Genomic DNA, 13,731 nt, shown 5'->3' on the forward strand with positions numbered 1-13,731 from the left:
GTTAAATCCAACCTAGAGCGCCGATTCATGCGAGAACTGCTCCACGAAATCGAACAATTCTGCTTGCGCAACGGCATGTCGGAAACGCGCTTTGGCGAGCTTGCGCTGAACGACAAGCCGTTTGTTTCGCAACTGAAGGCCGGGCGCGATTTGCGCGGCAGCACGGCCACGCGGCTGCGCCAGTTCATGGCGACCTATGATGCCAGCCAGCCGATGAGTGCCCGCGAATATCCCGCCGGCCGGCTGGCCTTTCCGCATCGCGATCTGTTGGGGATCGAGCACCTCGAACGGCACGAGATCCTCTATGTGTTGGATCAGGCCGAACCGTGGATCGAGCTCAACCGGCGCAATTCGAAACATGCCGACCTGCTGTCCGGACTTACCGTCATCAACGCGTTTTTTGAGAACAGCACGCGCACGCTGCTGAGCTTCGAGATCGCGGGCAAGCGGCTGGGTGCGGACGTGGTCAACATGCATGCGGCGCAGTCGAGCGTGAAAAAGGGCGAGACGCTGATCGACACCGCGATCACGCTTAATGCCATGCGGCCCGATGCGATCGTGATCCGTCACGCGTCGAGCGGGGCGACCCAGCTGATTGCGGACAAGGTCGATTGCCCTGTGCTCAACGCGGGCGACGGGCAGCACGAACATCCCACCCAGGCGCTGCTCGATGCCTTGGCGCTGCGCCATGCGTTGCGGGCGAGAGGGGGAGGCGGCTGAGGATTTCACCGGGCTGACTGTCACGATCTGCGGCGACATTCTGCACAGCCGCGTTGCGCGGTCCAACCTGCTCTGTCTTCAGGCGCTGGGTGCCAGCGTGCGGCTGTGCGCACCGCCCGCGCTGATGCCTGCCGGGGTCGAAGCAATGGGCGCTGAGCCGTTCCACGATTTCGACGCGGCATTAGCGGGCAGTGATGTGGTGATGATGCTGCGGCTACAGACCGAGCGGATGCAGGGCCAGTTCATCCCTTCGCCCCGCGAATACCACCATCTTTATGGCCTCACCAAAGAGCGGCTGACCCGCGCCGCCCCCGACGCGCTGGTGATGCATCCCGGCCCGATGAACCGCGGGGTCGAAATCGACAGCGACGTGGCCGACATGCTCGATCGCTCGATCATCACCCGCCAGGTGGAGATGGGCGTGGCAGTGCGCATGGCCTGCCTCGATATCCTTACGCGCAGTGCGCGGCAGGTGGAGGGCTGGTCATGAGGCAGCCCGCTCCCGTCACGATCACTAACGGGCGCATCGTCGCTCCCAATGGCGTCAAACAGGGTGGCGTCCGGATGGTCGAGGGCCGGATCGATGCGGTCGGCGAAGTCGCGCCGCAGCCCGGCGACGAAAAAATCGATGCGCGCGGGCAATTGATCGCGCCGGGCCTGATCGATTTCGGTGTTTTCGCGATCGACAAGCCTGCCTTCCATTTCGGCGGGATCACGCGTGCAGCGCTGATGCCGGACCAGTCCCCGCCGCTCGATCTGCCCAGCCGGGTCAGCTACATTGCCAAAAGCGGTAAACCTGATCTGTGGGTGCATCCGCTGGCCGCTGCGACCCGTGGGCTTGAAGGCAGCGAGCTGGCGGAAATTGGGCTGATGAAGGATGCGGGCGCGCGCGGCGTCGCCACCGGTCGGCGTTGGATCTCGAACAGCGGCGTCATGCTGCGCCTGCTGCAATATGCGGCGATGCTCGATCTGGTGGTGGTGAGCCATGCCGAGGATGCCGGGCTGGCCGGTGATGCGGCAGCAACTGCCGGTGAAATGGCGACGCGGCTGGGATTGCCAAGCGCGCCGGCGGAGGCGGAAGCACTCGCCGTGGCCCGCGATATCGCGCTGGCCGAAATGACCGGCGCCTGGCTCCACTTGCGGCAGGTTACGACGGCTGCCGCGCTGGAACTTGTGCGCACCGCCAAGCGGCGCGGGGTCAATGTGACCGCCGGGGTCACTCCGGCGCATTTCATGCTGTCAGACCTTGCCACCGCCGAATTCCGCACTTTCGCGCGGCTCTCCCCGCCGCTGCGCAGCGAGGCCGACCGGCAAGCGGTGATCGCCGCAATCGCCGATGGCACCATTGATGTCGTGGCCTCCGGGCACGACCCGCGCGGGCCGGAGGACAAGCGCTTGCCCTTTGCCGATGCCGAACCGGGCATGGCGGGTGCGGAAACACTGCTGGCGATGGTGCTGACGCTGGTCCGCGACGGCGTGATCGACCTGCCGCGTGCGTTCGACCTGATGGCGGCCAATCCGGCACGCTTGTTGGGTGTGGAAGCAGGCGCGATCGCGGTGGGCAATGAAGCGGACATCGCCCTGGTCGATCCGGACAAGCCGTGGATCATCGACAGCGGCAAGATGGCTGCGAGCGCGGGCAACACGCCGTTCGACGGGCAGCCCACGCAAGGTCGCGCTACTGCCTTGTGGAAGGGCGGCGTCAGGATCGGCTGAAAAGAAAACCCCCGGGGCTTTGCAGCACCGGGGGCAGTCTTCGCTGAGTCTGGGAGGAAAGCTTCAGCGTGAAGCGACCCGAATGCCGCGATCGACCGCGCCGGGCAGCGGGCGGCTTTGCGCATGGGCGATACAGCCCTTGCCGCTTGCCTTGACCGTGCCGCACATGGCGCTGGCGCTGCGCGCGCCGAAACCGGCGGCAGCGACGCGGAAGTAGGTTTTGCCGCGGACCACGGCTTCAGTGATCACGACGTCGCGGCCTTTGAGCTGCGGATAGCGGGTCTGGTAGATGCTCCAGGCGCGCTCGGCACCAGCACGGCTGGCAAAGCTGCCCAGCTGCACCAGATGCGTGCCGCTCGAGCTATCGGCGGTCGCTGCCATGCGGCGCTGCGACGAGCTGGCCGCGAGGCGCGAAGCCGGGGCTGGCTTGGCGCTTGTTGCTTTGTAATCGGCCGGAAGCGACTGGACCACCGGTCCCTTGGCGGCAACTGCCGGGGCGGGCTTTGCTGCAGCGCTTTCGGGGGCGAAAGCCACTGCCACGCTCTGCTTGGGTGCAGGTGCGGGAACCGGGGCGGGTGCCGGCGCAGGTGCTTCGGCCGGTTCGTCGTAGGCCAGCTGCGGCAGTTCACCGCCCGCATAGGCAGGCGCTTCAATATCCGCTGCCGCATCGGCCACCATCTGGCCATTGCTGGGGAAATTGTTCAGCGCGAGTTGTGCTGGCTGGCCGCTATCAAACACCGGCTGCACCTGCAACAGGCTGGCAACGCGGGTCTGGAACTGCTCGGGCGCGGCCTGCGCAGCCCATTCGGCGATCCGATCGGAAACCATGTCAGCCGGAACGTCTTCAGCGGCCATAATGCGTGCTGCACGCCAATTGCCTTGCAGCGCATAGGCATAGGCGAGGTTCTGGCGCAGCTTGGCGGTCGATTCGCCGTTGCGCAACGCATCGGCCAGCACCATCACGCCGCGATCGGCGTTGCCGGCAAGGGCCAGCGCCAGGCCGTAATCGGCCGGGTCGAGATCGCGTTCGGCCTGGTTAAGCGAGGCCAGCGCTTCCTGCTGGTTACCCAGCGCGATTTGCGCCAGCGCATAACTCAGCACCGTACGCGGATCTTCGTCACCCAGCTGGATGGCGTCGGAAAAGCTGGTGGCTGCGGCCTGGAAGCGGCCAGCCTCGAGATAGGCAGCGCCCAATAATGCGCGGGTCTGGGGATTGCGCGGATCGGCCAGCACAGCATTCTCGGCATGCGCCACAGCCTTGCTGGCATGGCCCTTCTCCAGCGCGACCTGTGCTTTCGCCATGGAAGCGCTTGCGGGCGGCGCAACCGAATTGGCGCAGCCCGACAGGGCGATGCTGACGAGCGCGGTGCTGAGGGCCAGCGCGATCTTCGGCTTGTTGGTGGCGGTGTGGCTCATTGGGTGATCCCCTTGGTCAACGCAGTTCCGGTCACTTGCGCGTCATCTTCGCGACAAGCGCATCCAGGTCTTCGATTTCAGCGAGTGCGCGGTCGAGCGCGTCGGTCACGATTTGCTGCGCGCTGTCGCCGGTGATGGTGGCGGCAAGGCGCAGCTTGAGGTGGCGTTCGGCATCAAGCCGCAATGTGAAAGCGGCGCGTTTGCCACGCTTCAAAGCCGAGCGGCGGACAGCCGGCGCGCGCGAAGGCTTGGCAGCTAGCGCTACCGGCAGCACTTCATCATTCGACGGCGGGTTGATCGGCACAACATTGGCGTGCTCGTCATGCCCCATGTCGTTCCAGCCCAGGTCCTCGAGATGGGCGGGGGAGGCATCGGGGATCGGCGCCAGTTGCGGACGCATCGCCGGCTTGGCACCACCTTTGCGTGCCAGCAGCGTTGGGTTCAGGGAAGCAAAGCTGGCTTCGGACATGGCGCGCGCTCCTTACTGGGCAACGCGGCGGCCGAAACCACCGGCCGGACGATGCACACCTGGCAATTGCGACTGCGAACCCGGCGCCGCGAACACGGTGCGGCGGAAATTCTTTTCGAGACGGTCGGAGATATATTTCCAAAGCGCGGTGACTTCGGCGGCGCTGCGGCCTTCCGGATCGACTTCCATCACCGTGCGGCCATCGATCATCGATGCGGCAAAATCGGTGCGGTGGTGGAGCGTGATCGGCGCGACGGTGCCATGCTGCGAAAGTGCGACGGCGGCTTCCGAAGTGATCTTGGCCTTGGGGGTTGCCGCATTGACGACAAACACCAGCGGCTTGCCGGCGCGTTCGCACAGGTCAACCGTGGCGCCCACGGCGCGCAGGTCATGCGGGCTGGGGCGGGTCGGGACGACGATCAGTTCGGCGACCGAAATCACGGACTGGATCGCCATGGTGATCGCCGGCGGCGTATCGATCACTGCCAGCTTGAAGCCCTGCTGGCGTAGCACCTGCAAGTCATTCGCCAGCCGTGCGACGGTGGTCTGGGCAAAGGCGGGATATTCCGCTTCGCGCTCGTTCCACCAATCGGCCAGCGACCCTTGCGGGTCGATATCGATCAGCACGACCGGGCCAGCGCCGGCGCGCTGGGCCTGGACGGCGAGGTGGCCGGACAGGGTCGTCTTGCCCGATCCGCCCTTCTGCGATGCCAAAGCTAGTACTCGCAAGGCCTGGTTCCCCCTGGTTAGCCCTAAACACGGGGCCGCAACAAAAAGCGGCTTCCAGCAGGGGATGGCAGGATACCCCTAATTTTGGGTTAACGGGTTTGCTGCGGCGAGCCCGGCAAACGCCTGAGTGCAAGCCGATATTCTGAGCCTTCGAAAGAACAAACCTTGTGAGCCGGGCCGGGCGTGTTATTCCGGCAAAACACTGCGACAGAGGGGAATTCGGTGATAGTGAGCGATTCAAACGACGCGATCGGCGGATCCGTTACCTCTCCCGTAGGTGTCAGTGACCGGATCAGCAGCTTGGATTTCATTCGCGGTATTGCCGTCATGGGCATCCTGGCAGCCAATATCGTCGCGTTCGGGCAGCCTTCTAGCGCCTATATGTTTCCCGACGCATTCCTGGTTCCCAGCGGGGACCCCGGCGGCTGGTTATGGGTGGCGCAGTTCGTTCTGATCGATGGGAAGATGCGCGGCCTGTTCACGCTTCTCTTCGGTGCGGGCGTCTATCTGTTCATGGAGCGTGCCTGGGCGCAGGGCGCAACCCGCTGGCTTCAGGCGCGGCGATTGCTCTGGCTGCTGTTGTTCGGCCTCGCTCACTTTTTCCTGATCTGGTTCGGCGATATCCTGACCTATTATGCACTATGCGGCCTTATCCTGCTGTTATGCCTTCGCTGGGAAGCGAAAACGCAGCTGCTGGTAGGACTGTCGAGCTACCTGCTGGGCGCTATTGCCTACGCCGCCATGATGGGCCCGCTGCCATTTATCGCGGATACGCCGATGGGCGAGAAAGAGCCCTTTGCCGAGATGCGCCAGGGGCTGGAGCAGGGGCAAGCGGAAATCATGGCCGACGATGCCGTCGAAGCGGCGCTGATCTCTGGTGGGGATTATGGCGGGTTCGTCGCTCACCGGTTTGCCGAACACACGCTCGATCCGCTGACAAATGTGCTGTTGTTCGGGCTTGAATCGCTGCCGCTGATGCTGATCGGCATGGCGCTCTACCGGATCGGTTTCTTTGGCAGCGGAATTGCCCGGCATCGCATGATCGCCTTGGGCTGGGCAGGGCTGCTGGTTGGAGCGGTGCTTCATCTCGCGATCGCCTTATGGGCCAGGCAGGCCGGCTTTACCTATTACGGCACACTCGCCGCCTTTATCGGATTCAGTGCCATGCCCCGGTTGCTGATGGTAATCGGCCTGGCTGCACTGATGGTGACTTACTCGCCGCGCTGGACCGGATGGCTGGCCGAGCGCGTCCGTGCAGCAGGGCGAGCCGCTTTCACCAATTACCTGGGCACTTCGATTGTCATGCTGTTCATGTTCCACGGCTGGGCATTGGGACTGTTCGGTGAACTTAACCGCCCGCAGCTTTACCTCGTGGTTGTGCTGGCCTGGATCGTCATGCTGACCTGGTCAAAGCCGTGGCTGGCGCGCTTTCGCTACGGCCCGCTCGAATGGCTCGTGGCGCTGCCTGACCTATGGGCGGATTTTCCCGCTGCGACGCTAATATCACTTGCTATTGCGAATAGTTCGCATAAGTTGGCTACTGCGAATCACTCGCAGGAGAACCACGCCGATGTATATCTGCATCTGCAATGCCATCCGCGAAACCGACCTCCGCCGTGTGGCGCGGCACACCGCTGGCGATGCCGAGGCGGCCTATGCGGCGCTGGGCAAAAGGCCCAATTGCGGCTCCTGCCTGATGGAAGCTGACGCGATCCTGTTCGAAGAACGTGAGCTGGGTTGCAAACCGGTCGCAGCATGACGCGCTGACCCGCTAGTGCGAAGCGCTCGCAAGTAGCGGAATTTCCGAGATTTTTTATTCTCCCGACTTGTCGTTTGCGGCAAAACGCAGCATAAGTGCGCGCGAATTCCACCCAGACAAACAAGGAGGCCCGCTGTGAAGGGCGACGCGACAGTCATCGATTTCCTCAACAAGGCGCTCACCAATGAGCTGACCGCGATCAACCAGTATTGGCTGCACTATCGTGTGCTGGCGGATTGGGGTGTGACGCGGCTGGCCGAATATGAGCGGCACGAATCGATCGACGAGATGAAGCATGCCGACAAACTGGCTGAGCGGGTGCTGTTCCTCGGCGGGCTGCCCAACTTCCAGGCGATCCACAAACTCAAGGTTGGCGAAACGGTCGAGGAAATCCTCAAGGCCGATCTGGCGATGGAGGAAGAGGCGATCCCGCTGCTGCGCGATGCGATCGAGCATTGCGAGAAAGTGCGCGATTACGTTAGCCGTGATCTGTTTGCCGACATCCTCGAAAGCGAGGAGGAGCATGTCGATTTCCTGGAAACCCAGTTCGACATGATCGCCCGCATGGGCCTCCAGAATTACGTCCAGCTGCAGAGCAAGCCGGCGGAGGACTGAGGACCTGCCGGGCTGGCGCTACGCTGCAGCATTCGGTTGAATGTCGTATTCTTACAATGCGGCGGCAAGCTGTTGACTTTGCGGGCATTGGGGTCCAGCTTCACCATCGGAAGGGACAGAGACGTAAGGGGTCGTACACCATCCAGTTTCGGGTCGCAGTCACCTGAACTACGAGGGGTACGAAATGAGAATACTCAAGACGATCGGGCTTGGAGCCGTGGCAGCCACGGCTATGGCACTTGCGACACCTGCCGCTGCACAATTGCAGGAATGGGAAGACTACACGCCGCAAAAGGAAGTGATCGAGCTGACATACGTCAAGGTCGATGAAGGGCAGCTCAACACCTATCTTGAAGGTTTGCGGCAAACCTGGGTCAGGGCCAATGAAGCGGCCAAATCGATCGGCCAGGTGTCATCCTATGGCATCTACGTCGTCCCTTATGGCAGCAATGAAGTGAACCTGGTGCTGCGGATAACCTATCCAAGCATGGCTTCGCTTGATGCCGACAAGGCGGAGTATGACAAGTTCATGGATGCCTGGGGCAAGGCCAACCAGGCCTCAAGCAACAAGACGGTGCTTGAACTCTACAACAAGATCCGGAAGATCAAGGGCACCTACGTCCTGCGCGAATTGCGCATGAAGCCCTAATCGATCCTGACAAATTGAAAGAGGGCGGGGCGTAACGCTCCGCCCTTTTCGCATGCGGGTCAGGGCTGGTCCTTGCCGCGGTAACCGCGCGCGGCGACGATCGTCTCCCGCGCAAACAAAAGCAGCCCGGTGATCAGCAAGATCATCGTGCCGATCCACGCGATGGCCGTCAGCGTACCGATCTGCGGCCTGATGAAAGCGCTGACGAACAACAACGCCACCACCACACAAATCGTCAGACCGGCGCCGGTGCTGAACATGACGGCGCGCTGGGCCAGCTTGCGCCGATGGCGCAGCCACTCGAGCTCGCGCTCTTCGCGCGCCGTGTGCTCTTGCTCCATCCGATGTTCGAGCCGTTCGATCCGGTCGGCGACCCAGATCAGCCGCGTCATCATGACATTCATGATCGCGCCGATCGCTGCCAGCAGGAACACCGGGGCCAGGCTCAGCCGCACGATCTCCTGCACCCGCAGCGTGCTGGAGGTCCGTTCCAGCAGTTCGGTCGCGAGATTGGCGTTGGAGGCGAGCAGGTCGAGCATCGTCAGTCGTTCTTGAACGGGTTCTTCGGGCTTTTCAGCGTCACGCGCACCGGCACCGCATCGAAACCGAGCGACTTGCGGATGCCGTTGATGAGATAGCGTTCATAGCTGGTCGGCAGCATGTCGAGCCGGCTCCCGAACACCACGAAGCGCGGCGGACGCGTACCGACCTGCGTGATATAGCGTAGCTTGATCCTTTTGCCCTTGGGCGCGGGCGGCGGGTTCGCTTCCAGCGCATCGTCGAACCAGCGGTTGAGCGCCGCGGTGGGTACACGCCGGCTCCAGCTTTCGCGGATTTCGAAGGCGGCGCGCAACATGTCGTCGAGACCTTTGCCGGTCTTGGCGCTGACGGCAAACAGCGGGAGCCCGCGAACCTGCGCCAGCCCTTCATCAAGCGCGTGGCGGATGCCGTTGAACAGTTTGGAGGGATCGTCGGTGCCGACCGTGCCGGCAATGTCCCACTTGTTGATTGCCACCATCAGTGCGCGGCCCTCTTCCAGCACCATGCTGGCAATCTTCAGGTCCTGATGCTCGAGGCCCTGGGTGGCATCGAGCAGCAGCACCACCACTTCGGCAAAATCGACCGCGCGGCGCGCGTCGGCGACGCTGAGCTTTTCCAGCTTCTCCACCACATTGCGCTTCTTGCGCATGCCCGCGGTGTCGATCAGGCGGATGTCGCGTGTCTCGCCGGTCTTGGGATCGGTCCATTGCCAGTCGACCGCAATCGAATCGCGGGTGATCCCGGCCTCGGGGCCCGTCAGCAGCCGGTCTTCGCCTAGCAAGCGGTTGATCAGAGTCGATTTGCCCGCATTGGGGCGCCCCACGATGGCGAGCTTGAGCGGGCCGGAAACGGCGTCTCCCTCTTCGCTTGCGGCGAATTCGGCGGCTGCTTCCGCAGCGTCAGCCTTGGCGCCGATCAGCGGCCAGAGCGCGCCAAAGAGGTCAGCCACACCTTCACCGTGCTCGGCCGACAGCGCAATCGGATCGCCCAGGCCCAGCGAATAGCTTTCCAGCACGCCCGCCTCGCCGGCGCGCCCTTCGGCCTTGTTGGCGACCAAAACCACCGGCACCTGCTGCTCGCGCAGCCAGCGCGCGATTTCTTCATCGAGCGGGGTCAGTCCGGCCCGGGCATCGATCACGAACAGCGCCGCGTCCGCCCCTTCCAGGCTGACCTCGGTCTGCTTGCGCATCCGCCCCGGCAGGGTTTCGGGATCCTCGTCCTCCCAACCCGCGGTATCGACCACGGTGAATTGCATGCCGGCGATTTCGGCATCGCCCATGCGCCGGTCACGCGTTACGCCCGGCTGGTCATCGACCAGCGCGAGTTTCTTGCCCACCAGCCGGTTGAACAGCGTGGACTTGCCGACATTGGGCCGGCCGATGATGATGACCTGCGGTTTCATGTGTGACTGCAAGTGGCGCTTAACCTGCCACTTGGCAAGCCATGCACAGGATCAGCCCAGCTTCGCGACCGGCGGATTTTCGCCCAGGTCTTCGTACCAGGCTTCGACGGGGCCGGTCAGCTTGATCGTTAGCGGCTGGCCCTTGCGGTCCATCGTCTTGCCGGCCTGCACGCGCACCCAGCCTTCGGAAATGCAATATTCCTCGATGTCGGTGCGCACGCGGTCCTTGAAGCGGATGCCAACGCCGCGTTGCAGCTTTTCGGCATCGAAATACTCGCTGCGCGGGTTGACCGACATGCGGTCGGGCGGGGTGTCCTGGGATGTCTGTTCGCTCATGGGCGGGCGCATTAGTCGCCTCAATGGCAGATCACAAGCCGGTTACGCTTGCCCTTTTGCGCACGCCACACTAATGGCGCTCCCCTACACGCGTAGCGGCTTGCCGTGCGCGCGGCTTCGTTCGGGCTAGCGGGCGTGGCGGAATTGGTAGACGCGCTGGTTTTAGGTACCAGTATCGTAAGATGTGGGGGTTCGAGTCCCTTCGCCCGCACCAATTCGCTCGAACGTGGCCCAAGATATCGCAAGACCATAGCGAAATTGTTGAAAAGGCTTCAGTTTTAGTCCCATGCAGATCAATGAAACCGTAAACAAGGGCCTCAAGCGCGCCTACCAGATCACTATCGGCGCGAAGGATATCGCCGCCCGGATCGAGGCCGAGGTCAAGAAGATCGCGCCGCAGGTGAAAATGCCCGGCTTCCGCCCGGGCAAGGTTCCGGCGAATCTCGTCAAGAAGATGCATGGCGAACAGCTGCATGCGCAGACCGTGAACGACGTGATCCGCGAATCGGTCGACAAGCTGATGAAGGACAAGGAGCTGCGCCCCGCGATGCAGCCCAAGATCGATCTTGGCGCCGGCTATGAAGAAGGCAAGGACGCTGAACTTTCGGTCGAGCTGGAAGTGCTGCCCAGCATCGAAGCACCGTCAACCGACGGGCTGAAGCTGGAAAAGCTGGTAGTGCCGGTATCCGACGAAGCCGTCGACGAGGCGCTGCAGGGCATCGCCGGCCAGCAGAAAAGCTACAAGGACGCCCCGAAGACGAAGAAAGCCGCTGAAGGCGACCAGCTGATCATCGACTTCGTCGGCAAGCTGAATGGCGAGGAATTCGAAGGCGGCAAGGCAGAAGACACGCCGCTGGTGATCGGTTCAGGCCAGTTCATCCCCGGTTTCGAAGAGCAGCTGGTGGGCGCCAAGACGGGCGATGCCAAGACCATCAAGGTCACCTTCCCGGCAGATTACGCGGCTGAAAACCTCAAGGGGCAGGAAGCCGAATTCGACATCACCGTGAAGCAGGTGAAGATCGAAACCGAAACCAAGGTGGACGAGGAATTCGCCAAGTCGCTCGGCCTCGAAGGGCTGGAGCAGCTCAAGGGCCTGATCCGCGGGCAGCTGGAACAGCAGACCGCCGGGCTCACCCGCACGCAGATGAAGCGCCAGCTGCTTGACCTGCTGGCTGCCGGACACGACTTCGAAGTGCCGGAAGGCATGGTCAACGCCGAATTCGAACAGATCTGGTCCCAGTTGCAGCAGGAAGCCGCGCGCGAGGATGATCCTGCCGCGGCGCTGAAGGAAATCGAAGCCGAGAAGGACGATTACCGCAACATCGCCGAGCGCCGCGTGCGCCTCGGTCTGTTGCTCTCCGAAATCGGCCAGGCCAATGGCGTGGAAGTGACGGCGCAGGAAATGAGCATGCTGATCCAGCAGGCGGCACAGCAGTATCGCCCTGAAGATCGCCAGCGCTTCATCGACTATGTCCGGCAAGAGCCGATGGCAGCCGCCCAGCTGCGCGCGCCGCTCTACGAAGACAAGGTGGTCGACTTCCTGTTCGACAAGGCCGAAGTCACGACCCGTGAAGTGACGCAGGAAGAGCTGGAAGCTGCGATCGAAGCGGAAGAAAGCGCTCCAGCAAAGCCTGCTCCGAAGAAGAAGGCCCCGGCCAAGAAGGAAGCTCCCAAGAAGGAAGCTTCCAAGGAAGAAAAGCCTGCCGCCAAGAAAGCTCCGGCCAAAAAGGCCGAGCCGAAAAAGGCCGAGGCAAAGCCAGCTGCCGATAAGAAGCCTGCAGCCAAGAAGGCACCGGCCAAGAAGGCAGCGGCGAAGAAGTGATCAGCCAGGGGTTGGCGGTTATTCCGCCGGGCTCCACGGCTTGAACGAGGGCGCGGGCAGCTTGGCTGTTCGCGCCCTTTCGTATTCGGCGCCAGCTTTCAGCACCGCGTGGTCCTGCCACTTCCCGGCAAAGATGCTGAGGCCGACGGGCAGCCCCTCGACCGCGCCCATCGGCACCGTCAGGTGCGGATAGCCAGCGATCGCCGGGAGTGAACCCGCGCCGATCCCGCCGCCATAATTGTCGCCATTGACGAGATCGGTCGACCATGCCGGGCCGGTGGTCGGGGCCACCAGGAATTGTACGTCATGCTCGGCCATCAGCCGGTCTATGCCGTCTTCGCGCGTAGCCTTGAGGTTCGTTTCCAGCGCTTCTCGATAGGCGGCCGCATCGGTCGTCTTCAGCGCCTGCTCAAACAGGTCCTGCCCGAACCATCGCATTTCCTCAGCGGCATGCGCGCGGTTGAATGTGACGAGATCGGCGAGCGTATCGGGCATGGCAGGGTCCGCAAGCGTGCCGAGATAGGCGTTCATGTCGCGCTGCAATTCGAACAGCAGCACTGTAAGCGATCGGCCCCAGAAACCCTCTGGCCAGTCATATTTCACATCGACCAGCACCGCGCCTGCCGCTTCGAGATCGCTTAGCGCCTGTTCGAACCGCGCGGTCACGCCAGCGCGGCTGCCAATCTGGTTTCGCATGACGCCGATCCGCACGCCCTTGAGCGAGTAATCGGCAAGGCCCTCGGTAAAGTCACCGCGATATTTGTCCGCATCTGCAGTGGCTGGATCGGCCGGATCGCTACCTGCCATTGCGCTGAGCAGGAGCGCTGCGTCGTAAACGCTTTGCGTCATCGGCCCGGCCGTGTCCTGGGTCGCGCTGATCGGCACCACATGGGTGCGGCTGACCATGCCCACGGTGGGCTTGAAGCCGACGATCCCGTTCACGCTGGCAGGGCAAGTGATCGAGCCGTTTGTTTCCGTGCCGATTGCCGCCCAGGCAAAGCCTGCGGCCACCGCCGCCCCGCTGCCCGAGGATGATCCGCAGGCATTGCGGTCGGTGGCATGCGGATTGCGCGTCAGGCCGCCCACCGCGCTCCATCCGCTGGTCGAATTGTTGTCGCGGATATTGGCCCATTCTGAAAGATTGGTCTTGCCCAGGATCACGCCCCCGTTGGCCCGGATATTGGCGATGAGCGGCGCATCGCGCCCAGTTCCGTTGCCCGCCAGCGCTATCGAGCCAGCAGTGGTGGGCCATTCGAAGGTTTCGATATTGTCCTTTACCAGAACGGTCCGCCCGTCCAGCGGCATGCCTGCCTCGCTCGCCTCATTGGCGTAATTTGGCGCTTCCGGCTCGAACACGATCACCGCATTGAGCATGGGGCCTGCATCATCGAGTGACGCAATTCGCTCGAGCTGTTGTTCGGCGTTGGTAGCAGCATCCTGGTGATCGTCTGCCAGAGCAGGAAACGCGAGCAAGGAGAAAGCCAGCACGGCGAGGGAGGTTTGTCTCATTGAATGCACACTGCCATCATCCTGTCCGGATGCAAGCTTCCACATCGAA

12 protein-coding genes, 1 tRNA gene and 2 pseudogenes are annotated in these 13,731 nt (G+C 62.9%); 8 read left to right on the forward strand and 7 right to left on the reverse strand.

Features of this window, described 5'->3' with window-relative positions; translation table 11 throughout:
• Positions 1-213 precede the first annotated feature (213 nt).
• Positions 214-1,210, forward strand: a pseudogene (locus G6N82_RS11940) (aspartate carbamoyltransferase catalytic subunit).
• Entirely contained in the window at positions 1,207-2,436 is a 1,230-nt protein-coding gene (locus G6N82_RS11945) for a dihydroorotase (protein WP_165196741.1), read from the forward strand. Before G6N82_RS11940 ends, G6N82_RS11945 begins: the two are co-directional and overlap by 4 nt.
• Before the next feature lie 63 nt (positions 2,437-2,499).
• Here the strand turns inward: G6N82_RS11945 and G6N82_RS11950 are convergent, their stop codons facing one another.
• The 3 genes from G6N82_RS11950 to G6N82_RS11960 are packed head-to-tail and all read right to left on the reverse strand — an operon-like array spanning position 2,500 to position 5,050.
• Complete coding sequence (locus G6N82_RS11950; RefSeq protein WP_165196743.1) at positions 2,500-3,852, reverse strand: SPOR domain-containing protein; 1,353 nt, start codon at positions 3,850-3,852, stop codon at positions 2,500-2,502.
• 31 nt (positions 3,853-3,883) lie between these two features.
• Entirely contained in the window at positions 3,884-4,321 is a 438-nt protein-coding gene (locus tag G6N82_RS11955) for a hypothetical protein (protein WP_165196745.1), read from the reverse strand.
• A 12-nt stretch (positions 4,322-4,333) separates the two neighbouring features.
• Positions 4,334-5,050: a ParA family protein gene (locus G6N82_RS11960; protein WP_165196747.1), complete on the reverse strand. Its 717-nt coding sequence runs from the start codon at positions 5,048-5,050 to the stop codon at positions 4,334-4,336.
• A 1,038-nt stretch (positions 5,051-6,088) separates the two neighbouring features.
• On the opposite strand from G6N82_RS11960, the pseudogene G6N82_RS15050 reads away from it, so the two are divergent.
• From G6N82_RS15050 to G6N82_RS11980, 4 genes and pseudogenes are all read left to right on the forward strand, one after another.
• Positions 6,089-6,448 (forward strand): annotated as a pseudogene (locus G6N82_RS15050) (DUF418 domain-containing protein); the annotation flags it as partial.
• A 172-nt stretch (positions 6,449-6,620) separates the two neighbouring features.
• A complete protein-coding gene (locus tag G6N82_RS11970; protein ID WP_165196749.1) occupies positions 6,621-6,809 on the forward strand; it encodes a (2Fe-2S)-binding protein in 189 nt (62 codons plus the stop codon).
• Between the two features lie 135 nt (positions 6,810-6,944).
• A complete protein-coding gene (gene bfr / locus G6N82_RS11975) occupies positions 6,945-7,424 on the forward strand; it encodes a bacterioferritin (RefSeq protein WP_165196751.1) in 480 nt (159 codons plus the stop codon).
• A gap of 184 nt (positions 7,425-7,608) precedes the next feature.
• Complete coding sequence (locus G6N82_RS11980) at positions 7,609-8,073, forward strand: hypothetical protein (protein ID WP_165196753.1); 465 nt, start codon at positions 7,609-7,611, stop codon at positions 8,071-8,073.
• Positions 8,074-8,132: 59 nt separating this feature from the next.
• Here the strand turns inward: G6N82_RS11980 and G6N82_RS11985 are convergent, their stop codons facing one another.
• The 3 genes from G6N82_RS11985 to G6N82_RS11995 are packed head-to-tail and all read right to left on the reverse strand — an operon-like array spanning position 8,133 to position 10,351.
• The gene (locus tag G6N82_RS11985; RefSeq protein ID WP_165196755.1) at positions 8,133-8,612 is read right to left on the reverse strand and encodes a DUF2721 domain-containing protein; all 480 of its coding nucleotides are present in this window, start codon (positions 8,610-8,612) and stop codon (positions 8,133-8,135) included.
• Positions 8,613-8,614: 2 nt separating this feature from the next.
• Entirely contained in the window at positions 8,615-10,015 is a 1,401-nt protein-coding gene (der, locus tag G6N82_RS11990; RefSeq protein WP_165196757.1) for a ribosome biogenesis GTPase Der, read from the reverse strand.
• A gap of 51 nt (positions 10,016-10,066) precedes the next feature.
• Positions 10,067-10,351 (reverse strand): DUF3297 family protein, encoded by a 285-nt coding sequence (locus tag G6N82_RS11995; RefSeq protein ID WP_165196759.1) that lies wholly within the window; start codon positions 10,349-10,351, stop codon positions 10,067-10,069.
• Positions 10,352-10,480: 129 nt separating this feature from the next.
• Between G6N82_RS11995 and G6N82_RS12000 the strand changes: the two genes are divergently transcribed.
• Together G6N82_RS12000 and tig are read left to right on the forward strand one after the other, a co-directional pair.
• Positions 10,481-10,565: transfer RNA gene (locus G6N82_RS12000), tRNA-Leu, on the forward strand.
• A gap of 72 nt (positions 10,566-10,637) precedes the next feature.
• Positions 10,638-12,173: a trigger factor gene (gene tig, locus G6N82_RS12005; RefSeq protein ID WP_165196761.1), complete on the forward strand. Its 1,536-nt coding sequence runs from the start codon at positions 10,638-10,640 to the stop codon at positions 12,171-12,173.
• Between the two features lie 18 nt (positions 12,174-12,191).
• Here the strand turns inward: tig and G6N82_RS12010 are convergent, their stop codons facing one another.
• A complete protein-coding gene (locus G6N82_RS12010) occupies positions 12,192-13,682 on the reverse strand; it encodes an amidase (protein WP_165196763.1) in 1,491 nt (496 codons plus the stop codon).
• Between the last annotated feature and the right edge of the window lie 49 nt (positions 13,683-13,731).

This window comes from Altererythrobacter sp. BO-6, from assembly GCF_011047315.1.
GTDB lineage: Bacteria > Pseudomonadota > Alphaproteobacteria > Sphingomonadales > Sphingomonadaceae > Erythrobacter.